The organism is Streptomyces filipinensis (genome assembly GCF_014649495.1).
Taxonomy (GTDB): domain Bacteria; phylum Actinomycetota; class Actinomycetes; order Streptomycetales; family Streptomycetaceae; genus Streptomyces; species Streptomyces filipinensis.
Map to the genome: position 1 here is coordinate 129,062 of NZ_BMTD01000008.1, position 19,580 is coordinate 148,641.

The following is a 19,580-nucleotide window of genomic DNA, read 5'->3' on the forward strand; positions in this document are numbered from 1 at the left end:
GATGTCGCTCTCTCTTGCCGCGGGCCGCGGATGCGCGCCCCTGCAGGGGGTTATGACGGAGCGGAAGGGGGTGGGGGCATGCGGGCGATCAACGGCCTGTGGCGCTGGCGGCACAATCCGCTGTGCCGGGCGACCGATCTGGCCGAGGCGTGGGTGGCCCTCGTGGCGCTGGTGCTGATCGCCGTGGCCGCGCCCGTGACCGGCTGCCTGGTCGGCGCCGCAGCGCAGGACTCGCTGCAGCGCTCCGTGCGCGAGCAGCAGCACACGCGCCACCTCGTCACCGCCACCGTGGTGCGTGACCTGGGTGAAGTCCCGATGGAGACGGATCCCGACACCTCCACGGCACGCGAGACGCACAGGCGTGTGCTCGCGGACTGGACGGCGCCGGACGGCACCCACCAGCACGACCTGACCCTGGCGGACCTCAAGTCACCACACGCCGGGGACCACTTCAGGCTCTGGACGGATCCGCACGGTCGAATAACGGCCCGCCCGCTGGACGCCCCCACCGCGACGACCCACGCGGTGCTCGCCGGCATCGGCGCGGCCCTGCTGGCCACGGGCCTGGTCGAAGCGGCCCGGCGGCTGGCCGTCTGGCACATGGTCCGCAGGCGGTACGCACGCTGGGACCAGGCCTGGGACCGGGCCGGACCGGACTGGGGCAAGGCGGGCACCGGCAGCTGACGGCCTTCCGGCTCTGGTCAATCGAGCGTGCACGCACACGCTACGGTGGACCGGCCGAAGCGCTTTCGGCGACGACCCGCGGACGAGCGAACCGCAGAGGCACACTGCTTCGGGACCGCGAACGCGCACCAGCCCCAGGGCTGAGCACGGACGCGGGCCCGGCACCGGCGGCACGACTCCTGCGGGAGCGGGCCGTCAGTACGACGAGGTGGGGGCACAGCAACGCCATGGCACAGGGCACGGTCCAGGTGACGCACACCGGTACGTCGCGGTGGCGGCGCCGCACGGGCGAGTACGCATCGCTCGCCGCCGCCCTGGAGGCCGCCGCCGACGGCGACGTCCTCACCATCGCCCCGGGCACCTACCGGGAAAACCTCGTCGTCCAGCGGGCGGTGACGCTCCGTGGCCCCGAGGGCTCCCCCGGCTCGGTGCGGCTCGCGCCCGTGGACGGTGTGCCGCTCACCGTACGCGCCTCGGCCGTCGTGCAGGACCTGCACGTGGAGGGCCAGGACGCGGCGGCGCCCGCGCTGCTGGTCGAAGAGGGCATGCCCGAGCTGATGGACGTGCGGATCGTCACCCGGTCCGCCGTGGGCATCGAGGTGCGCGGCGGTGCCCGTCCCACCGTGCGCCGCTGCACCGTCGACAACCCGGCCGGCATCGGCATCGCCGTACTCGACGGCGCGAGCGGGGTGTTCGAGGAATGCGAGGTCGTCGCGGCCGGGCAGGCGGGCGTGGCCGTCCGCGGCGGTGGCCGCCCGCGCCTGGAGCGCTGCCGGGTGCACCACGCCTCGGGCACCGGGCTGACCGCGACGGGCGAGAACTCGTCGCTGGAGGCGGTGGGCTGTGAGATCTACGAGGTCCGCGGCGCCGGCGTCCAGGTCACCCAGCGGGCGACGGCGCAGCTGACCGACTGCGACGTGCACCGCACCACCACCGACGGCGTCACCCTGGACACGGACGCGGTGCTCACGCTCGCCGACTGCCACATCCACGACATCCCCGAGAACGCCGTCGACCTGCGCTCGCGCTCGGTGCTCACGCTGACCCGGACGACGGTCCGTCAGTTCGGCCGCAACGGCCTGTCGGTGTGGGACCCCGGGACCCGCGTGGACGCCAACCAGTGCGAGATCTTCGACAGCACCGGCGACTATCCGGCGGTGTGGGTCAGCGACGGCGCCACCGCCGTCCTCGACTCCTGCCGGGTGCACGATGTGCCGGACGCCTTGTTCGTGCTGGACCGCGGCTCGCGCGCGGACGTCGTGGACAGCGATCTGTCGCAGGTGCGCAACACGGCGGTGTCGGTGAGCGACGGAGCCACCGCGCAGCTCGACGACTGCCGGATCCGGGAGGCGGCGACCGGCGCGTGGTTCCGCGACCACGGCAGCGGCGGCACGCTGAACAACTGCACCCTGGACGGCACCCAGACCGGCGTCATCGTCACCAAGGGCGCCGACCCGACCGTCGAACGCTGCACGGTCGACTCCCCCGCCGAGGCCGGCTTCTACGTCTCCGCGGGCGGCCGGGGCAGCTTCCTGAACTGCCGGGTCAGCGGCAGCGGCGGTTACGGCTTCCATGTGATCGACGGCTGCCGTGCGACGCTGCGCCGGTGCCGTACGGAGCGCTGCGCCCGCGGCGGTTACGAGTTCGCGGACGCGGGCCCGGACTCCGGGAGCTCCGGGACGGGCCCGGTCGTGGAGGACTGCACCAGCGACGAGAGCGGCGGTGTGCGGCCGTCCCCGGTCCGCGAGACCGCCGTACAGACGGTGGCGCCCTCCGCCGGGCTGCTCGGTTCGATCCCCGGGCAGCGCAGCACGGAGCAGGAGCCGCTGATCACCGCCGCCGCGCCGGACACGCCGGCGCGGACCTCGAAGGACGTGCTCGGGGAACTGGACGCCCTGGTGGGCCTGGAGAGCGTCAAGCGGGAGGTGCGGGCGCTGACCGACATGATCGAGGTCGGCCGGCGACGGCAGCAGGCGGGGCTGAAGGCGGCCTCGGTCAAGCGGCACCTGGTGTTCACCGGCTCCCCCGGCACCGGCAAGACGACGGTCGCCCGGCTCTACGGCGAGATCCTCGCCTCGCTCGGCGTGCTGGAGAAGGGGCACCTGGTGGAGGTGTCCCGGGTCGACCTGGTGGGTGAGCACATCGGCTCCACGGCGATCCGCACCCAGGAGGCGTTCGAGAAGGCGCGCGGCGGGGTGCTGTTCATCGACGAGGCGTACGCGCTGTCCCCCGAGGACGGCGGGCGTGACTTCGGCAAGGAGGCCATCGACACACTGGTGAAGCTGATGGAGGACCACCGGGACGCGGTGGTGGTGATCGTCGCCGGCTACACGGCGGAGATGGAGCGGTTCCTGTCCGTCAACCCCGGTGTCGCCTCCCGCTTCTCCCGCACCATCACCTTCGGCGACTACGGCCCCGAGGAGCTGCTGAGGATCGTGGAACAGCAGGCCGACGAGCACGAGTACCGGCTGGCGGCGGGCGCGGCCGAGGCGCTGCGGACGTACTTCACGCACCTCCCGAAGGGCCCGGCGTTCGGCAACGGCCGCACCGCCCGGCAGACCTTCGAGGCCATGGTGGAACGGCACGCGAGCCGTGTCGCGCAGCTGACGAACCCCAGCACCGACGATCTGACCCTGCTGTTCGCGCAGGACCTGCCGGAACTGCCCTGAGCATCCGGCCGCACCCTGTTCCCGCGCGCCGGCCGGGCACCACGGCGCTCGTGGACGACCTGGACGGGCTGGGGCGCTGCTGACGGTCCAGGGCCGGCCGGGCGTCACCGCGGGGCGCGCGGCTCCGGGCGCGGTCCCGGCAGCTCCGGGCGCAGCCGGCTCAGCAGGTGGGCCCGTTCGCGGGCGAAGGCCGGGTCCGCCTGGTAGTCGGAGTGTCCGAGGATCGGCGCCGGGAGCGGATGCTCGGGGGTGCGGCCGTAGGCGAGGGGGTCCTGCAGAGGGCCGTGGTCGACCTCGGGGTTCGCGTCGTCGGGGACGCGGACGGGGCCGCCGATGGGGTCGCTGCGGCGGTAGAGGTTGCCCCAGCAGGCGACGTCGCGGTGCAGGGCGGCGAGCGCGGGCGGTCCGAAGTGGGCCGGGAACCAGCGGCCGTACAGGCGCTCCAGCGGGGAGCCGTAGGTCAGCAGCGCGATCCGGGCGCGTACCGACGGGGGCAGCTGCCAGGCGGCGGCCGCGGCCAGGACGCTGCCCTGGGAATGGCCGGACAGGACCAGGCGGCCTCCGGTGCGGTGCGTCCAGGTGGCCATGCGCCAGGTCAGGTCCGGCACCGCGCGCTCGGCGTAGCAGGGCGGTGCGAAGGGATGCGCGGCGCGCGGCCAGAAGGTACCGACATCCCACAGGATGCCGATCGTGCGCCGCGCCGAGGCGTCCTTGTAGGCGCGCCTGCCCCAGGTCACGAAGAGCACGAAACCGAGGCCGACCAGCCAGGACCCCAGCGCCTGCGAGGTCTCGGCGACGGTCTGGAGGACGTCGTAGGTGCGGCGGGCCGCTCCGTCGGGCGTGGTCCGCGTGGTCAGCGCGCCGGCCAGCGCGACGGTGCCGAGCAGCAGGGTGGTGGCGGCGAGCACGGTGACGACCAGGGGTGCGCGGTCGGTGAGGGCGGCCATGGCGCGTACCTGGGCGATGGCGCGGGTACGGCCCGGGTCCTCGGGCTCGCCGGGGTGCTCATGGCGGACGCGGTGGCGTTCGGCGCGCGACCGCCGGGCGGTCTCCGTCGCCAGCCAGGCGGCGAGGAGCAGCAGGACCGCGAGGACCGGCGGGATCGTGGACGCCTGCCAGGTCAGCAGGAGGGGCGGCCCGGGGAGCAGGGCGCGGGTGCCGTCCAGCCAGTCGGCGACGCGCTGCGCGAGCCCGCCGGACATCACTCCGCCCAGGGCGCAGGCGAGCAGCGCGACGGCCGGTCCGCCGAGGCCGCGCATCCCGTCACGCGGATCGGGAGTGCGCCGGTACAGGTACCGGGCCACCCCGGCGAGCGCGACGACCAGCAGCCCCTGGGCCAGCATGAGGGTGGCGAAGGCCGGGTCGCCGGGCAGCCGCCCGGTGGACCGCCAGCCGGGCCTGGCCCAGCCGGCGTAGACGGCCGTGAGCAGCAGCAGGGCGAGGGCGCCCAGCGGCAGGAGCCGTACGAGGTGCCGGTCGGCCCGCTGGTCGAGGCGGCTCTCGCTGCGGCCCCGGCGGCAGACGACGCCCACCACCGCCGCGGCCCAGACCAGCAGGGCGGCGGTGAGCAGCCGGCTCACGGTGTCCAGGGCGCCGGGGCCGCCGGCCCGGTGGTCGAAGCGGGCCGCCGGGGTCGCCAGGGCGGCGGCGACGGTCAGCAGCGCCGCGGCGGTGTGCGCGGCACGCAGCCGGGCCACCAGACGGCGCCCGTACCAGAAGCCGGGCAGGGCCAGCGCGCTGCCGCCGGGGTCCGGCTCGGGGCCGTGGGACATCGGCCGGTGGGACTCGTACGCGCTCCAGGTGCGGTGCGAGAGGTACCAGAGCAGGCCGGTCAGCGCGGCCGGTACCAGAGCGGCGAGGGCGAGCCGGCGGCCGGGCAGGCTCCACCAGCTGCCCTGCGCGCCGGGGGCCGCGGATGCCTGGGGCGCGAGGAAGGCCAGCCAGGAGTGGCGCCGGACGCACGGCTGGGCGCCGGCGCACTGCCAGGCCACCAGGTCCAGGGCCACCTCGCAGACGGCGGCCACCAGCAGCACGGTCAGGGTGAGGGCGGCCAGGCGCACCAGGAGGCCGTACAGGCGGACGGTGCGGTGCCGGCCGGCCGCGGCGGGGCGCATCCAGTGGGCGAGGTTGACCACCATGAACGGCAGCAGCACCAGCCACAGGGCGCGGCTGCTGTCGCCGGAGGTGAGGTTGCACCAGACGTACGCCTCCCGGACGGGCTCCTGCCGGGGGCTGTCCGGAGTCGCCAGGTCCTCGGCTCGCCGGTAGACGGCGGCCGTGTCGTCGCCGGTCACGCGCACGGTGCGCGGGTCGCCGAGCATCTCCTCGGGGGTGGTCCCGCCCACCCCGTGCACCAGCAGCTCCAGCTCGGCCTCCGGCGCGGGGAGCCGGCCCGTGCGGCCGTCCCGTGGCCCCGCCACCGCGTCCGCCTGCTGCCCGCCGGGGCGCTCCTGTGCGCGGTCCACCGTTCTCGCACCCCCGTGACCCGCCCGAAGACCTGTATCGATGCGGGCTTCAGGATCTCCGCTCCGGTGGCGGCGTGCACCGCTCGTCACGGAATCTCCCCGATCCGTGTGACACCGGGCGGGACAGCTGTGGCCCGGGTGGCCCATGCGGGTGGTGACAGGTGGTGGCGCAACCCGTACCGAGGCGTGCAAGGATGGGACGCCCGCGCATCTACGGCCGGACGGAACCTCCAGGTCGCAGGTGGTACGCCGGGTGTGTCGGACGGACGGCGGCGAAAGGACCGGAGCGTACGTGAGTGAGAATCAGAACCTCCTCGCGGAGCAGCGCCGCGCCCTGATCCTGGACGAGGTCCGGCGCCGGGGCGGTGTGCGGGTCAACGAACTGACCCGCAAGCTCGGTGTGTCGGACATGACCGTGCGCCGGGATCTGGACGCCCTCGCCCGTCAGGGTGTGCTGGAGAAGGTGCACGGCGGCGCGGTGCCCGTGGTCGAGGCGAGCACGCACGAGCCGGGGTTCGAGGCCAAGTCGGGGCTGGAGCTGACCGCCAAGGAGGACATCGCGCGGGCCGCCGCCAAGCTGGTCACCCCGGGCACGGCGATCGCCCTGTCCGGTGGTACGACGACGTACGCGCTCGCGCAGCACCTGCTGGAGGTGCCGGACCTGACCGTCGTGACGAACTCGGTGCGCGTCGCGGACGTCTTCCACGCGGCGCAGCGGACCTCGGGACAGCGGCAGGGCGCGGCCACGGTGGTGCTGACCGGTGGCGTGCGCACCCCGTCGGACTCGCTGGTGGGGCCGGTCGCCGACCAGGCGATCGCCGCCCTGCACTTCGATCTGCTGTTCCTCGGAGTGCACGGCATATCGGTCGAGGCCGGTCTGTCCACGCCGAACCTCGCGGAGGCGGAGACGAACCGGCGGCTGGTGCACTCGGCGCGCCGGGTCGTGGTGGTCGCCGACCACACCAAGTGGGGCACGGTGGGCCTGAGTTCCTTCGCCGCTCTGGAGCAGGTGGACACGCTCGTCACCGACGCGGGTCTGCCGGCCGAGGCCCGGGCGGAGATCTCGGAGCACCTGCCGCGGGTGCTCGTGGCGGGCGAGACGGACGAGGACGACCGGGACGCCGAAGACATCTGACGGTGTGCCAGTTAGGCTGGCCGCGCAACACCCCGTTCCGCCGAGGGGCATCACGAGGGGGTTTCGCACCATGGCTCACCGTCTGCGCCCGGTCGGTGCCGACTTCGTCGAGACCGCCCCGGTTCGCCTGGTCTTCGCACGGGAGATCGCCGCGGCCCCGGAGCGGGTCTTCCGCTCGCTCGCCGAGGACCTGGCCGGGTGGTCGGAATGGTTCCCCGGGGTGTCCTCCGTGCGGCCGGCCGGCAGTGGTCGCGAGGTGCGGCTGCGTGGCGGCGGCCGCTTCGAGGAGTCGGTGGTCGTGGCCGCGGCGCCGCAGCTGTACGCGTATCGCGTCGACGTGACGAACCTGCCGGGGGCGCGCGCCTGGATCGAGGAGTGGCGGCTCGTCCCGGCCGGCACCGGGACCCGGGTACAGATGACCTTCGCGCTCGACGGGACGGCGGTGTTCCGCCTGCTGTGGACGCTCGCCCGCCCGGGTGTCGGGCGCGCCTTCCGCGACGCGGTCGCGAGACTGGACCGGCGGCTGGGATGACCGGCCCTCAGGCCGGCTCCGGCCACACCCCCGTCGCCAGCAGGGTCTCGATCGCCGCCGCGTACGGCGTGATGTCCAGGCCCTGCTCGGCGAGCCAGGCGTCGGAGTAGTACTTGTCGAGATAGCGGTCGCCCGGGTCGCACAGCAGGGTGACGACGCTGCCCCGGCGGCCCTCGGCCACCATCTCGGAGACGATCTTCAGCGCGCTCCACAGTCCGGTGCCCGTGGAGCCGCCCGCCTTGCGGCCGATGGCCCGCTCCAGGGCGCGTACGGCGGCGACGCTGGCCGCGTCCGGGACCTTCATCATCCGGTCGATCGCGCCGGGCACGAAGCTCGGCTCCATGCGTGGGCGGCCGATGCCCTCGATCCGCGAGCCGCAGTCGCAGGTGACGTCCGGATCGCCGGTGGTCCAGCCCTCGAAGAAGCAGGAGTTGTCCGGGTCGGCGACGCAGATGCGGGTGTCGTACTGCATGTAGTGGACGTAGCGGGCGAGGGTCGCGGAGGTGCCGCCCGTGCCGGCCGTGGCGACGATCCACGCCGGCTCCGGGAACCGCTCCAACTCCAGCTGGCGGAAGATCGATTCGGCGATGTTGTTGTTGCCGCGCCAGTCCGTGGCCCGCTCGGCGTAGGTGAACTGGTCCATGTAGTGGCCGCCGGTCTCCACCGCGAGGCGGGCGGACTCCTCGTACATCTTGCGGGAGTCGTCCACGAAGTGACATCGGCCGCCATGGAACTCGATCAGTCGGCACTTCTCGGCGCTGGTCGTGCGCGGCATGACCGCGATGAAGGGCACACCGATCAGCTTCGCGAAGTAGGCCTCGGAGACGGCGGTCGAGCCGCTGGACGCCTCGATCACCGGACGGCCGGGACGGATCCAGCCATTGCAGAGGCCGTACAGGAACAGCGAGCGGGCGAGGCGGTGCTTGAGGCTGCCGGTGGGGTGCGTCGACTCGTCCTTCAGGTAGAGGTCGATGCCCCAGTGCTCGGGGAGCGGGAAGCGCAGGAGATGGGTGTCGGCCGACCGGTTGGCGTCGGCCTGGACCTTGCGGACGGCTTCTTTCAGCCAGTCACGGTAGGTGGCGTCGGTGCGGTCGACGTCGAGGGTCGCGCCGGTCCGGGTCTGGTGGGTGGTGCTCACGGCGGTGCTCCTTAAGCTCGGCGCCGAGGACGCCTCACGCGCCCGGCACCTTGAGCATAGGCATCTTTCACACCGCTTCCCACCTGCATAAACGCATCTTTGAGCCACCCAAAGCCGCCCTGGGGCACGGGCGCGCGAGGCATCCGGGGGCGCATTTGGCCCGAGTGCTCCGGGCGGCTGCCACAGGCGCCCCGCGCGTACTGGTGCTCCCGGCCGCATCGGGGCAGACTGCACGCGACGGGACGATCGTCCCGAACGGGAGCGCACACTGGATCGGACAGCCGGACGGGCAAGGGGGCGGCGAAGGATGGCGGAGCCGGAGTTCACGGCCAAGGGCGTGCGGATCGGCAAGCGGCTGCGTTCACTCACCCGGGCCGGGCAGGTCCGGATCAACGACGGCAGGCTGGAGTTGCTGACCAGCTACGGCAGCGAGATCGACAGCGCTCCGGTGCAGGCGGTGCGCGCGTCCAAGCCGTGGTTCGGGCCGGACGACAAGGCGTTGGCCGATATCAACGGCAAACGGTACCTGCTGACGCTGGGCGAGCACGACCCCGCGCCGGGCGAGTCGGGGCCGCCCGCGGCACGGCGGTTCATCGAGGCCGTGCGGCGCGCCGCCGGACGTGGTGGCTGAGGAGCCGCATCCGTAACCGGCGAGCAGCAGCCCGTCGTGGCGAGTTGCGGGCGGGCATCCGCTGCGTCACGCTGGTCTCACGTCACTCTGGGTTTACCGGCGATAACGTTGCGAACCAGCCCGCCGGCCATGACAGCAGGCGGACGTTTGGACGCAAGCGCCCTGCTGGATCCGTTGTTCTCCGTGTTCTTCCGGTCCGTTCGGACCTCTACATCGGGGAGTCGCAGCCGTGATCAGTCACCCGAGCAGGCACTGCACGGTGGAGCTCCAGGCCCTGCCGTCGCGGATCGGCCAGGTCCGCAGAATCGTATCTGCGCAGTTGCGCTACTGGCACATGGACGCGTTGATAGACCGAGCCGCGCTCGGTGTGACGGAGCTGCTGAGCAACGTCCACCGGCACGCGAGGCCCGACAAGTCGTGCACGGTCGAGCTGGAGCTGGCACCGGACCGGCTCACGGTCTCGGTGCGGGACAACGATCCGCGGCTTCCGGTGGTCGCCGACGCCACACCCACCCCCGACGCCACGCCGCTCGCCACCTGCGGGCGGGGGCTGGCGATGGTGGCGGCGGTGAGCGAGAGCTGGGGGGCGCGGCCGGACGGCGAGAACGGCAAGGTCGTGTGGTTCACGCTGCCCGCCCCGGCGGTGGTGCGGCCGCATCCGGCCGACGTGCCGCGCCGTGCGGCGCAGTCGCGGCCGGCGACCAAGCCGGTCCCGGTCCGCACCGCGGTACCGGTAGCGGCCGTGGCACCCGTGAGCGCGGGGACGCCGGTCGGTGCCGGGACGCCGGTCGGTGCCGGCACGTCGATCGGTGCCGGCGCACCGGTCCGTGTTGGAACGCCGGTGGGTGCTGGGGCCGCGGCTCCGGCTCCTGCGGTGGCGCGGGCGTCGGGTGGGTCCGGGACGTAGACCCCCGCCCGGCCGGCCGCTTCGAACGGACCTGGGCGGCAAGCCGTCGGGACCACGATCGTGCGTGACATCGGATGCGTCGTGGCTGGTCGCGCAGTTCCCCGCGCCCCTGGGGAGCTGCGCTAGCGCGTTCGTCAGAGGTGCCGGGACACAGGCCTCCGCCCAGTCAGCCGCTTCGAACGGACCTGGGCGGCAAGCCGTCGGAACCACGATCGTGCGTGACCGCGGGAACGTCGCGGCTGGTCGCGCAGGTCCCCGCACCTCTGAGGAGCTGCGGTGACTCGTGCGTCGGACGGGGCAGCAAGCCGTCGGTACGACCGGCAGCGACCAGCCAGCCGGGTCACTGGGGAACGTGTGTGACCGCGGTGCGTCGTGGCTGGTCGCGCAGGTCCCCGCGCCCCTGAGGAGCTGCGGTGCCGTCGGCTTCACAGCGCCGGCACTGTCCGCTGGCAGCGGGGCACGCATCCGCATCCACACCCAGACGACCCGGCACACAGGCGGGCCGGGCACAGGCCCGCGAGGCCGACCGGGGCGACCACCGCCGGCCGCGGGGGCGGGAGGGCGACGGCGAACGCCGTGTCGCCCGCGTCGTCCGAGGCGGGGCGTGGTCATGCCGCGCCTCCTTTGCCCGCGCGGCCGAACTGCTCCTCCAGGACGGACAGACGGCGCCAGTACTCGTCCTCGTCGATCTCGCCGGAGGCGAAGCGACGGCCGAGCACCGCGAGCGGCGAGTCTCCGGCCGGACGTCCGCCGTCCGCCAGACGCCAGGGGCCGCCGCGGCCACGCCGGGCGGTGCGGCGCAGGAACGTGACGGCGCCGATCGCGACGACCGCCCAGATCAGCGGGAAGAACAGGATCCACGGGCCGGGGCCGCCGTCCCAGTTCGCGAGGGTCTGCATCTCGGGTCATCTCCGTTGTCGTCTCGTGTCGTCTCGGTCTTCGGGGATGCCACGAGACTGGCTCCGGCCGGGGGTCCGGGTCGTCGTGCGGCCGGCGGCGCTGGGCGTACCTCCGCGGGAGTACGGCGGCGGGGTGCGGCTGCTCCCCCAGGGGACTGGCGGAGTGTAACTACTAGTATGTACAGTGGCTGTATGAGCACCTCGGAACGACTGATCGAGTCCACCCGTGAGCTGCTGTGGGAGCGCGGGTACGTGGGCACGAGCCCCAAGGCGATCCTGGAGCGCGCGGGTGCCGGCCAGGGCAGCATGTACCACCACTTCAAGGGCAAGCCGGATCTCGCCCTGGCCGCGATCCGGCGCACCGCGGCGGAGCTGCGCGCCGCCGCCGAGCGGGTGCTGGACGGACCCGGCACCCCGTACGAGCGGATCGAGGCGTATCTGCTGCGCGAGCGTGACGTGCTGCGCGGCTGCCCGGTCGGCCGGCTCACCATGGACCCGGACGTCATCGCGAGCGACGAGCTGCGCGCGCCGGTGGACGAGACGATCGCGTGCATCCGCGAGCGGATCGCCGGGATCGTCGAAGAGGGCAAGCGGCAGGGGCAGTTCGCGCCCTCACTGGACGGCGAGGAGATCGGCGCGGCCGTCCTCGCGACCGTGCAGGGCGGCTACGTCCTCGCCCGCGCCTCCGGCTCCCCCGCGGCCTTCGACGCCGGCGTGCGCGGTCTGCTCTCCCTGCTCGCTCCCCGAACCGAAGGACAGGAGAACTGAGTCACGTGCACATCACCAGACAGCGTCCCGACACCCGGCAGGGCCCGGCGGAGAACTTCACCGGCACGGTCTGGCTGGACGAGATAGCCGCCCCCGCCGCCCCGTCCCGCCTGCGCGTGTTCAGCGTGCACTTCGCACCGGGCGCCCACACGGCCTGGCACCGGCATCCGCACGGACAGGTGCTGCACGTCCTGGAGGGCGAGGGACTGGTGCAGCGCGAAGGCGGTGAGGTGGAGGCGATCCGCGCGGGCGACACGGTGTGGATCGAGCCGGACGAACGGCACTGGCACGGCGCCGCGCCCCGCACCTTCATGACCCATCTCGCGGTCGTGGAGGCCGCCGAGGACGGCACGACGACCGTGTGGCACGCCCACGTGGACGACTACCCCGCCTGAGCCCCGAGAAAGGACCCGGGACATGCACGCCATGCAGTACGAGTTCACCCTGCCCGCCGACTACGACATGGGCGTCGTCCGCTCCCGCGTCGCCCGCGTCGGGCATCTGCTGGACGACTGGGACGGCCTCGGCATCAAGACGTACATGCTGCGTGAACGCGGGGTGCACGGCTCCCCGGTGAACCAGTACGGGCCGTTCTACCTCTGGAACACGATGGAGGGCATGAACAGCTTCCTGTGGGGAGGAGCCTTCCAGGGGCCCGTCGACGACTTCGGGCGGCCGGCGGTACGGCAGTGGACCGGCCTCGCGTTCGAGGAGGGCGCCGCCGGCGACTCCGCGCCCGCGTTCGCCGTACGCCGCCGACAACCGGTGCCGGAGGGCGTGGAGTTGGCCGCGTTCATGGCGGACGCGGTGGCCGAGACCGGGCGGCTGGCGGCGGAGGACGGCGCGGTGCTGGCGGCGGCCGCCGTGGACACGCGCACATGGGAGCTGGTCCACTTCTCGCTCTGGGAGCACGACACGCCGAAGGCCGACGGGGACCTCTTCCAGGTACTGCACCTGTCCGCGCCCGGACGGAGCCGGCTTCCGCGGGGGCGGCAGTGGTGAGCGCGGTCCGTACGGTCCTCGGCGACATCGCGCCTGAGGAACTGGGCGTGTGCGACGCGCACGACCATCTCTTCCTGCGCAGCCCGCAGTTGCCCGGACAGGAGCTGGACGACCCGGCGGCGGCACGGGCCGAGCTGGCCGCCTTCCGGGCGGCGGGCGGCGCGGCCGTCGTCCAGTGGACGCCGTACGGCATGGGACGACGGGCGGCGGACCTGCCGGAGCTGTCCCGCACCACCGGGGTGCGGCTGGTCTGCGCCACGGGAATGCACCAGGCCGCGCACTACGACGCCGGGTTGCTCGGCAGGCTGCGCGGGGCCGGCCTCGCCGAGCTGTTCGTGTCCGAGCTGACCGACGGCGTCGGCACCAGCGGGGTGCGGGCCGGTCTGATCAAGGTGGCGGGCGGCTTCCACGCTCTCGACGCGCACGCCCGCTGGACGATGACGGCGGCGGCCGAGGCGCACCACGCCACCGGCGCCCCCATCGCCGTGCACCTGGAGCTGGGCACCGGCGCGCTGGACGTACTCGACCTGCTGTGCGGCGAGCGGGGCGTGCCCGGCGACCGGGTGATCCTCGGCCATCTGAACCGCTTCCCCGACCCGGTGGTGCAGCGCCAGGCCGCCGCGTCGGGCTGCTGGCTGGCCTTCGACGGGCCCTCCCGCGCCCAGCACGCCACCGACTGGCGGATGCCGGAGGGGGTACACGCCCTGGCGGAGGCCGGCTTCGGCGACCGGCTGCTGCTCGGCGGCGACACCGTGGTGGCCGGCGCCCGCTCGGTCGACGGCGGGCCGGGCATGCCGTACCTGCTGCGGCGCGTGCGGCCCCGGCTGGACGCGGCGCTGGGCGCGGACCTGGTGGATCGCATCCTCACGGAGCATCCGGGACGGGCCTTCGCGGCCGACTGGAAGTGATCGCCGGGCTCAGGCCACGAGATGCCCACCGCCGGGCATCCGCATCGTGTGGCCGGGCGGCTCAACTGTCCGTGTGGGCGCGCAGGACCGGTCGCAGATAGTCGGCGTGCGGTCCGTCGAGCGACTCCAGGCCGGCGGGTGAGCCGATCAGCTCGATCCGGTCGAACTCGGGGTCGCGGCCCTGGGCGGTCTCCGCCTTCACCAGCCGCGCGTACCGGTCGTGCAGCTCCCCTGCGGGGCGCGGCGGGGCGGTGAACACGACGCCGACGCTGCCGCGCCCGCCCCGTGTGGTCAGCCACGGCGTCAAGGCGTCGGCGGGGGTGGCGGAGCCGGTCTCCTCGGCCAGTTCGCGGGCCGCGTGCGCCTGCAGCGCCGTGATGTCCAACTCGCCGCCGGCGCACGGGGGTTCGACGGTTCCGCCGGGCAGCTGCCAGCGTCCCGGGGCCGCGGTCGAGGGTGCCATCCGGCCCACCGTCAGACGTCCGTCGTGGTCCGGCTGGGCCACGGCCACGAACAGTGACGCGTACACGGGCGCGCCGGGCACCTGGCGCAGGGCCCGGTGCCGGTAGGTGGTCCGGGCCCAGGACAGCACCAGCCCTTCCGCCCCGTCCCGTTCGAGTCCGGTCAGAGCGGCGACCGGGCCGTCGAACAGGGCCGGGTTGGCCCGTACGGCCTCCTCCCACGCCCGGTCCATCGCCGAGCGGTGGCGGCCCGACAGCTCCGGCAGGGCCGTCTCGACCAGGCGGATGCGCCGGGCGGGCAGGATCTCCACGGCCGAAGCGGTCACCGCAGCGCCCCCAACGGGTCGTCCAGCACCGGCTGCCAGGCCAGTTCGGCCGCACCGACGAGGCTGTTGTGGACGAGCGTGCAGGGCAGGATCGGTACGCCGCCGCTCTGGCCCCACAGGCTGCGGTCGGCGACGACCGCGCGCAGCCGGCCGGGGTCGGTGTCCAGCAGGGTGCGGTGCAGGCCGCCGAGGATGATGCGGTCGGGGTTGAGGATGTTGACGAGGCCGGCCAGGCCCAGGCCCAGGCGGTCGATCAGGGCCTCGGCGGCCGACCGGACGGCCGGGTCGGCGTACTGGGTGCGCAGCAGGTCGTCGGCCTGCTGGAGCAGGGACACCTCGGGGCCCGGCTCGCGGCCGGCCTCGACGAGCAGGGCCAGCGGGTCGGCCTCGACGTCCAGGCAGCCACGGCTGCCGCAGTGGCAGGGCCGGCCCTCCGGGTTGACGGTGAGGTGACCGACCTCCAGGGCGAGGCCCGAACTGCCGGTGTGCAGACGGCCGTCCAGCACCAGCGCGCCGCCGACGCCCCGGTGCCCGGTGGCCACGCACAGCAGGTCCCGGGCGCCCCGGCCGGCGCCGTGCCGGTGTTCGGCGAGCGCGGCGAGGTTGACGTCGTTGCCCGCGAAGGCCGGGCTCGTGATGCCCGCGGCGCGCACGCACTCCGCGAAGATCCGGCGGACCGGGGCGCCGACGGGCCAGGCCAGGTGCAGGGGGTTGAGGGCGAGGCCGTCGGGTTCGGCCACGGCGGACGGCACGGCGAGTCCCGCGCCGACACAGCGGCGGCCGGTCGTGCGCAGCAGTTCCGCACCCGCCTCGACGACCGAGCCGAGCACCTTCGCCGGGTCCGCGTCGACGGTCTCGCAGCCGGGCGCGGTCGCCACGATCCGCCCGCCGAGGCCGACCAGGGCGGCCCGGAAGCCGTCGGCGTGGACCTGCGCGGCGAGCGCCACCGGGCCGTCGTCGGCGACCTCCAGCCGGTGCGAGGGGCGGCCCTGGGAGCCGGCGGCGGCGCCGGGCCGGGCGTCCACCCGGATCAGACCGAGCGCCTCCAGCTCGGCGGCCACCGCCCCCGCCGTCGCCCGGGTGACCCCGAGTTCCGCGGTGAGTACGGCGCGGGTCGGCGCCCGCCCGGTGTGCACCAGCTCCAGCGCGGGTCCGAGCGCTCCGCGCCCCCGGTCCAGCCGCGCCCTTGAGGTGGTCCTCTCCCCTGCCGTCCGGGGATCCGCCTTGCCGCTCATGAGGGCGAGTCTCCCATGATCCGCACCCCTGGTGGCCTGCGCCGCCGCCTACAGGCCACTCACCCGCAGGGTGACGTTCAGCCGTCCCGTCAGGCCGAGCCCCGGCGGGCCCGTGCCCGGGAGCACGCGCGGGACGCCGTGGTAGGCGAACCGGGACGGTCCGCCGAAGACGAACAGGTCCCCGCTGCGCAGTTCGACGTCGGTGTAGGGCCTGGCGCGTGTCGCGGGATTGCCGAAGCGGAAGACGCACGTGTCGCCGAGGCTGAGGGAGACCACCGGCGCGTCCGCCTTCTCGTCGCTGTCGCGGTGCATGCCCATGCGGGCGTCGCCGTCGTAGAAGTTGATCAGCGCGATGTCGTACGCGTACGGCTGCTGCGGGCCCAGCGCGGCGACGGCGGCGCGGCGGCCCAGCTCGCCGAGCCAGGCGGGGAACGGTTTCACGGGGGCGCCGTCGCCGTCGACGACCGTGCGCGCGTAGGCGTACGGGTACCAGTGCCAGCCCAGACAGACCTGGCGGGCGGTCATCGTGCCGCCGCCCGGGGTGCGGACGGTGCGCAGCCCGGCGGGCGGCCGCGCCCACCCACGGCAGGCGGCGAGCAGCTCGCGTTGCCTGCCGGGGTCCAGCCAGTCCGGGACGTGCACGGCGCCCGGCGCGACCTCCGCGCGCTCCCTGGCAAACAGCTCCGCGTCCACACGCTCCATCTTGCCGCAGGCCCGCCCCACCACCCCTGAGCTGCGGCTCGGCTAGCCTGGGACGCACGATGAGCGACCGAATGACGACACCGTGGGGCGAGATCGAGCTGTCCCGCTTCCCTGAGGACCCCCGCGACCGGCTGCGCGCCTGGGACGCGTCCGACGCGTACCTGCTGCGGCACCTGGCCGAGGAGGGGGTGCCGCTCACGGGCTCGGTCGTGGTGCTCGGGGACCGCTGGGGTGCGCTGGTCACGGCGCTCGCACGGCACCGGCCGACGCAGATCACCGACTCCTTCCTGAGTCAGGAGGCGACCCGGGCGAACCTGGCGCGGGCCGGTGTCGAGCCCGGTGCCGTGCGGCTGCTGACCACCCAGGATCCGCCGCCGGAGCGGGTGGACGTGCTGCTGGTGCGGGTGCCGAAGAGCCTGGCGCTGCTGGAGGACCAACTGCTGCGGCTGGCTCCCGCCGTGCACGCGGACACGGTGGTGGTCGGCACCGGCATGGTGAAGGAGATCCACACCTCCACGCTCCAGCTGTTCGAGCGGATCCTCGGGCCGACCCGGACCTCGCTGGCCCGGCAGAAGGCCCGGCTGATCTTCTGCGCCCCGGATCCGGCGCCGGCGCGCCCGGCGAACCCGTGGCCGTACAGCTACGCGCTCCCGGACGGGCTCGGTGCGGTGTCGGGGCGCACGGTCGTCAACCACGCGGGCGTGTTCTGCGCCGACCGGCTCGACATCGGCACCCGGTTCCTCCTCCGGCACCTGCCCGGGCCGGGCGCCGGACGCGTGGTCGACCTCGGCTGCGGCAACGGCGTGGTGGGTACGGCGGTGGCGCTGGCGGACCCGACGGCCGAGGTGCTGTTCGTGGACGAGTCGTTCCAGGCGGTGGCCTCGGCGGAGGCCACCTACAAGGCCAACGGGGTCCCCGGACACGCCGAGTTCCGGGTCGGGGACGGGCTGGCCGGGGTGGCGCCCGGCAGCGTCGACCTGGTCCTGAACAACCCGCCGTTCCACTCCCACCAGGCCACGAGCGACGCGACGGCGTGGCGGATGTTCACGGGGGCGCTGCGCTCGCTGCGGCCCGGGGGCGAGCTGTGGGTGATCGGGAACCGGCACCTGGGGTACCACGTGAAGCTGAGGCGGTTGTTCGGCAACTGTGAACTGGTGGCCTCCGATCCGAAGTTCGTGGTGCTGCGGGCGGTCAGGAGGGGCTAGCGCTCTGCCGTCGGCCGGTTGCGGCGCCGTCGTGGCTGGTCACGCGGTTCCGCTCGCCCCTGTCGGGGCGCTCTGGCCGGCCAGGACCCCGATGATCCGCTGTACCTCGCCGGCCATCGCGTCCCGGCCCACGCTGAGGTACTTGCGCGAGTCGACGGCCGCGGGGTGGGCGGCGAGGAACTCCCGGATCGCGCCGGTCATGGCCACGTTGAGCGCCGTGCCGACGTTGACCTTGGCGATGCCGCCGGCGACCGCCGCGACGAGGCCGTCGTCCGGTACGCCGGAGGAGCCGTGCAGGACGAGCGGGACGGCCACAGCGGCGGACAGCCGTTTGAGCAGGCCGTGGTCGAGAGTGGCGGTGCGGGTGGTCATCGCGTGCACGCTGCCGACGGCGACGGCGAGCGCGTCGACGCCCGTACCGGTCACGAAGTCGTGCGCCTGGTCGGGGTCGGTGCGGGCGCCCGGTGCGTGGGCGTCCAGCGGAGGCCTGCCGTCCTTGCCGCCGACCTGTCCCAGCTCGGCCTCGATCCACAGCCCTTGGGCGTGTGCCCAGTCGGCGGCGGCCCGGGTGGCGGAGAGGTTGTCGGCGTAGGGCAGCCGGGCCGCGTCGTACATCACCGAGCTGAACCCGGCGTCGGGCGCCTGGCGCAGCAGGTGGTCGCTCTGCACGTGGTCCAGGTGCAGAGCGACGGGCACGGCGGCGCGTTCGGCGGCGGCGACGGCCGCCCGGGCCAGCGGCAGCAGCCGACCGTAGCGGAACTTGACGGCGTTCTCGCTGACCTGGAGGACGACGGGCGCACCGGCCGACTCGGCGCCGGCGATGACGGCCTCCACGTGTTCCAGGGTGATGACGTTGAACGCGGCGACGGCGGAGCGGGTTCCGGCGGCGGTGGTGACCAGTTCGCCGGTGGACGCGAGAGGCACGGGGGGTGTCCTTCCGGGGCGCTGGTCAGGGGGCGAGGATCACCGAGCGGGTGAGGTGGCGCGGTTGGTCCGGGTCGAGGCCGCGCGCGGCGGCGACGGCGACCGCGAGCCGCTGGACACGGACGAGTTCGGCGAGCGGGTCGAGCCCGCCGTCGATCCACAGGCCGCCGGTGGCGCGTACCTGTCCGGCGAGTCCCTCGGGTGCCGGGCCGAGCATCCAGGTGGCCGTGCCCTCGGTGGTGATGCTGATGGGGCCGTGCCGGTACTCCATCGCCGGATAGGTCTCGGTCCAGGACAGCGAGGCCTCGCGCATCTTGAGCCCCGCCTCGTGGGCGAGCCCGACCGTCCAGCCGCGCCCGAGGAAGGTGAACTGGGTGCAGCCGACCAGTCCTTCGGGAAGCGGAGTGGCGAGGGCCGTGCGCGCGTCGGCGACGACGGAGTCGGTGTGCAGGCCGAGGTGGGCGCGCAGGAGGGTGAGGGCGGTGGTGGCGAACCGGGTCTGGACGACGGAGCGTTCGTCGGCGAAGTCCAGTACGACGAGGTCGTCGGCCATGCTCGCGACCGGGGTGTCGGGATCGCCGGTGACGGCCGTGGTGCGCGTCCTGCCCTTCAGCGCGCCCAGCAGTCCCAGCACCTCGGTCGTGGTGCCGGAGCGGGTGAGGGCCACGACCCGGTCGTACGACCGCCCGAGCGGGAACTCGGAGGCCGCGAACGCGTCGGTCTCGCCCTGGCCGGCGCTCTCCCTGAGGCCGGCCACCGCCTGCGCCATGAAGTACGAGGTCCCGCACCCCACGATCGCGGTCCGCTCCCCCGGCCCCGGCAGTGCGTCCCGGTACCGCTTCGCCGCCTCGGCGGCGCGTGACCAGCACTCGGGCTGGCTGTTCAGCTCGTCCTCGACATGCGTCATGCGCACACCCTTCCCAGGCTGATTGTTCCTGCAAGATATAGCGAGCTTTCGAGCAGTTTCAAGCATTCGAACGGAGAGTCGG

At 74.0% G+C, this 19,580-nt stretch carries 19 protein-coding genes; 11 read left to right on the top strand and 8 right to left on the bottom strand.

Features of this window, described 5'->3' with window-relative positions; translation table 11 throughout:
- Positions 1-78: 78 nt before the first annotated feature.
- Together IE244_RS19400 and IE244_RS19405 are read left to right on the top strand one after the other, a co-directional pair.
- The gene (locus tag IE244_RS19400) at positions 79-684 is read left to right on the top strand and encodes an Rv1733c family protein (RefSeq protein ID WP_191874808.1); all 606 of its coding nucleotides are present in this window, start codon (positions 79-81) and stop codon (positions 682-684) included.
- A 227-nt stretch (positions 685-911) separates the two neighbouring features.
- Entirely contained in the window at positions 912-3,353 is a 2,442-nt protein-coding gene (locus IE244_RS19405; protein WP_191874809.1) for a right-handed parallel beta-helix repeat-containing protein, read from the top strand.
- Positions 3,354-3,457: 104 nt separating this feature from the next.
- Here IE244_RS19405 and IE244_RS19410 read toward each other — a convergent pair whose 3' ends face one another.
- Complete coding sequence (locus IE244_RS19410; RefSeq protein WP_191874810.1) at positions 3,458-5,818, bottom strand: hypothetical protein; 2,361 nt, start codon at positions 5,816-5,818, stop codon at positions 3,458-3,460.
- A gap of 292 nt (positions 5,819-6,110) precedes the next feature.
- Between IE244_RS19410 and IE244_RS19415 the strand changes: the two genes are divergently transcribed.
- Positions 6,111-6,953, top strand: coding sequence for a DeoR/GlpR family DNA-binding transcription regulator (locus tag IE244_RS19415; protein ID WP_191874811.1), 843 nt, complete (start codon positions 6,111-6,113; stop codon positions 6,951-6,953).
- Between the two features lie 70 nt (positions 6,954-7,023).
- On the top strand, positions 7,024-7,485 hold the full coding sequence (locus IE244_RS19420) for an SRPBCC family protein (RefSeq protein WP_191874812.1): 462 nt from the start codon (positions 7,024-7,026) through the stop codon (positions 7,483-7,485).
- A gap of 7 nt (positions 7,486-7,492) precedes the next feature.
- Here the strand turns inward: IE244_RS19420 and cds1 are convergent, their stop codons facing one another.
- Complete coding sequence (gene cds1, locus IE244_RS19425; RefSeq protein ID WP_191874813.1) at positions 7,493-8,623, bottom strand: L-cysteine desulfhydrase Cds1; 1,131 nt, start codon at positions 8,621-8,623, stop codon at positions 7,493-7,495.
- Positions 8,624-8,930: 307 nt separating this feature from the next.
- On the opposite strand from cds1, the gene IE244_RS19430 reads away from it, so the two are divergent.
- Both IE244_RS19430 and IE244_RS19435 read left to right on the top strand, forming a co-directional pair.
- On the top strand, positions 8,931-9,254 hold the full coding sequence (locus IE244_RS19430) for a hypothetical protein (protein WP_031160605.1): 324 nt from the start codon (positions 8,931-8,933) through the stop codon (positions 9,252-9,254).
- A 229-nt stretch (positions 9,255-9,483) separates the two neighbouring features.
- Positions 9,484-10,161, top strand: a complete 678-nt coding sequence (locus tag IE244_RS19435; RefSeq protein ID WP_229854218.1) for an ATP-binding protein — start codon at positions 9,484-9,486, stop codon at positions 10,159-10,161.
- A 608-nt stretch (positions 10,162-10,769) separates the two neighbouring features.
- Here IE244_RS19435 and IE244_RS19440 read toward each other — a convergent pair.
- A complete protein-coding gene (locus IE244_RS19440) occupies positions 10,770-11,060 on the bottom strand; it encodes an SHOCT domain-containing protein (protein WP_191874814.1) in 291 nt (96 codons plus the stop codon).
- A 192-nt stretch (positions 11,061-11,252) separates the two neighbouring features.
- Between IE244_RS19440 and IE244_RS19445 the strand changes: the two genes are divergently transcribed.
- From IE244_RS19445 to IE244_RS19460, 4 genes are read left to right on the top strand one after another with little or no spacing between them, the layout of a single operon-like run.
- Complete coding sequence (locus tag IE244_RS19445; RefSeq protein WP_229854219.1) at positions 11,253-11,828, top strand: TetR/AcrR family transcriptional regulator; 576 nt, start codon at positions 11,253-11,255, stop codon at positions 11,826-11,828.
- A 5-nt stretch (positions 11,829-11,833) separates the two neighbouring features.
- Positions 11,834-12,223, top strand: a complete 390-nt coding sequence (locus IE244_RS19450) for a (R)-mandelonitrile lyase (protein ID WP_191874816.1) — start codon at positions 11,834-11,836, stop codon at positions 12,221-12,223.
- Between the two features lie 22 nt (positions 12,224-12,245).
- Positions 12,246-12,830, top strand: coding sequence for a DUF4865 family protein (locus IE244_RS19455; protein WP_191874817.1), 585 nt, complete (start codon positions 12,246-12,248; stop codon positions 12,828-12,830).
- Entirely contained in the window at positions 12,827-13,738 is a 912-nt protein-coding gene (locus tag IE244_RS19460) for a phosphotriesterase family protein (RefSeq protein ID WP_191874818.1), read from the top strand. The genes IE244_RS19455 and IE244_RS19460 overlap by 4 nt, the downstream gene beginning before the upstream one ends.
- 61 nt (positions 13,739-13,799) lie before the next feature.
- Here the strand turns inward: IE244_RS19460 and IE244_RS19465 are convergent, their stop codons facing one another.
- The 3 genes from IE244_RS19465 to IE244_RS19475 are packed head-to-tail and all read right to left on the bottom strand — an operon-like array spanning position 13,800 to position 16,453.
- Positions 13,800-14,525: an NUDIX hydrolase gene (locus tag IE244_RS19465; RefSeq protein WP_229854220.1), complete on the bottom strand. Its 726-nt coding sequence runs from the start codon at positions 14,523-14,525 to the stop codon at positions 13,800-13,802.
- Positions 14,522-15,760 carry an ROK family protein gene (locus IE244_RS19470; protein WP_191874819.1) on the bottom strand — a complete coding sequence of 413 codons (1,239 nt, stop codon included), beginning with the start codon at positions 15,758-15,760 and terminating at the stop codon, positions 14,522-14,524. Before IE244_RS19470 ends, IE244_RS19465 begins: the two co-directional genes overlap by 4 nt.
- Before the next feature lie 48 nt (positions 15,761-15,808).
- Entirely contained in the window at positions 15,809-16,453 is a 645-nt protein-coding gene (locus IE244_RS19475; RefSeq protein WP_191874820.1) for an alpha-ketoglutarate-dependent dioxygenase AlkB family protein, read from the bottom strand.
- Positions 16,454-16,533: 80 nt separating this feature from the next.
- Here IE244_RS19475 and IE244_RS19480 point away from each other — a divergent pair, with 80 nt between their 5' ends.
- The gene (locus IE244_RS19480) at positions 16,534-17,667 is read left to right on the top strand and encodes a methyltransferase (RefSeq protein ID WP_191875005.1); all 1,134 of its coding nucleotides are present in this window, start codon (positions 16,534-16,536) and stop codon (positions 17,665-17,667) included.
- 39 nt (positions 17,668-17,706) lie between these two features.
- On the opposite strand, the gene IE244_RS19485 is transcribed toward IE244_RS19480, so the two are convergent.
- Complete coding sequence (locus tag IE244_RS19485) at positions 17,707-18,591, bottom strand: class II fructose-bisphosphate aldolase (RefSeq protein WP_191874821.1); 885 nt, start codon at positions 18,589-18,591, stop codon at positions 17,707-17,709.
- A gap of 25 nt (positions 18,592-18,616) precedes the next feature.
- Positions 18,617-19,498, bottom strand: coding sequence for an SIS domain-containing protein (locus tag IE244_RS19490; protein ID WP_191874822.1), 882 nt, complete (start codon positions 19,496-19,498; stop codon positions 18,617-18,619).
- Between the last annotated feature and the right edge of the window lie 82 nt (positions 19,499-19,580).

Excerpts from the sequence above, each read along its gene's own strand:
- IE244_RS19400 (WP_191874808.1), top strand. The coding sequence starts at position 79 with ATGCGGGCGATCAACGGCCTGTGGCGCTGGCGGCACAATCCGCTGTGC.
- IE244_RS19405 (WP_191874809.1), top strand. The coding sequence starts at position 912 with ATGGCACAGGGCACGGTCCAGGTGACGCACACCGGTACGTCGCGGTGG.
- IE244_RS19420 (WP_191874812.1), top strand. The coding sequence starts at position 7,024 with ATGGCTCACCGTCTGCGCCCGGTCGGTGCCGACTTCGTCGAGACCGCC.
- IE244_RS19430 (WP_031160605.1), top strand. The coding sequence starts at position 8,931 with ATGGCGGAGCCGGAGTTCACGGCCAAGGGCGTGCGGATCGGCAAGCGG.
- IE244_RS19440 (WP_191874814.1), bottom strand. The coding sequence starts at position 11,060 with ATGCAGACCCTCGCGAACTGGGACGGCGGCCCCGGCCCGTGGATCCTG.
- IE244_RS19445 (WP_229854219.1), top strand. The coding sequence starts at position 11,253 with ATGAGCACCTCGGAACGACTGATCGAGTCCACCCGTGAGCTGCTGTGG.
- IE244_RS19455 (WP_191874817.1), top strand. The coding sequence starts at position 12,246 with ATGCACGCCATGCAGTACGAGTTCACCCTGCCCGCCGACTACGACATG.
- IE244_RS19470 (WP_191874819.1), bottom strand. The coding sequence starts at position 15,760 with ATGAGCGGCAAGGCGGATCCCCGGACGGCAGGGGAGAGGACCACCTCA.
- IE244_RS19480 (WP_191875005.1), top strand. The coding sequence starts at position 16,534 with ATGACGACACCGTGGGGCGAGATCGAGCTGTCCCGCTTCCCTGAGGAC.
- IE244_RS19490 (WP_191874822.1), bottom strand. The coding sequence starts at position 19,498 with ATGACGCATGTCGAGGACGAGCTGAACAGCCAGCCCGAGTGCTGGTCA.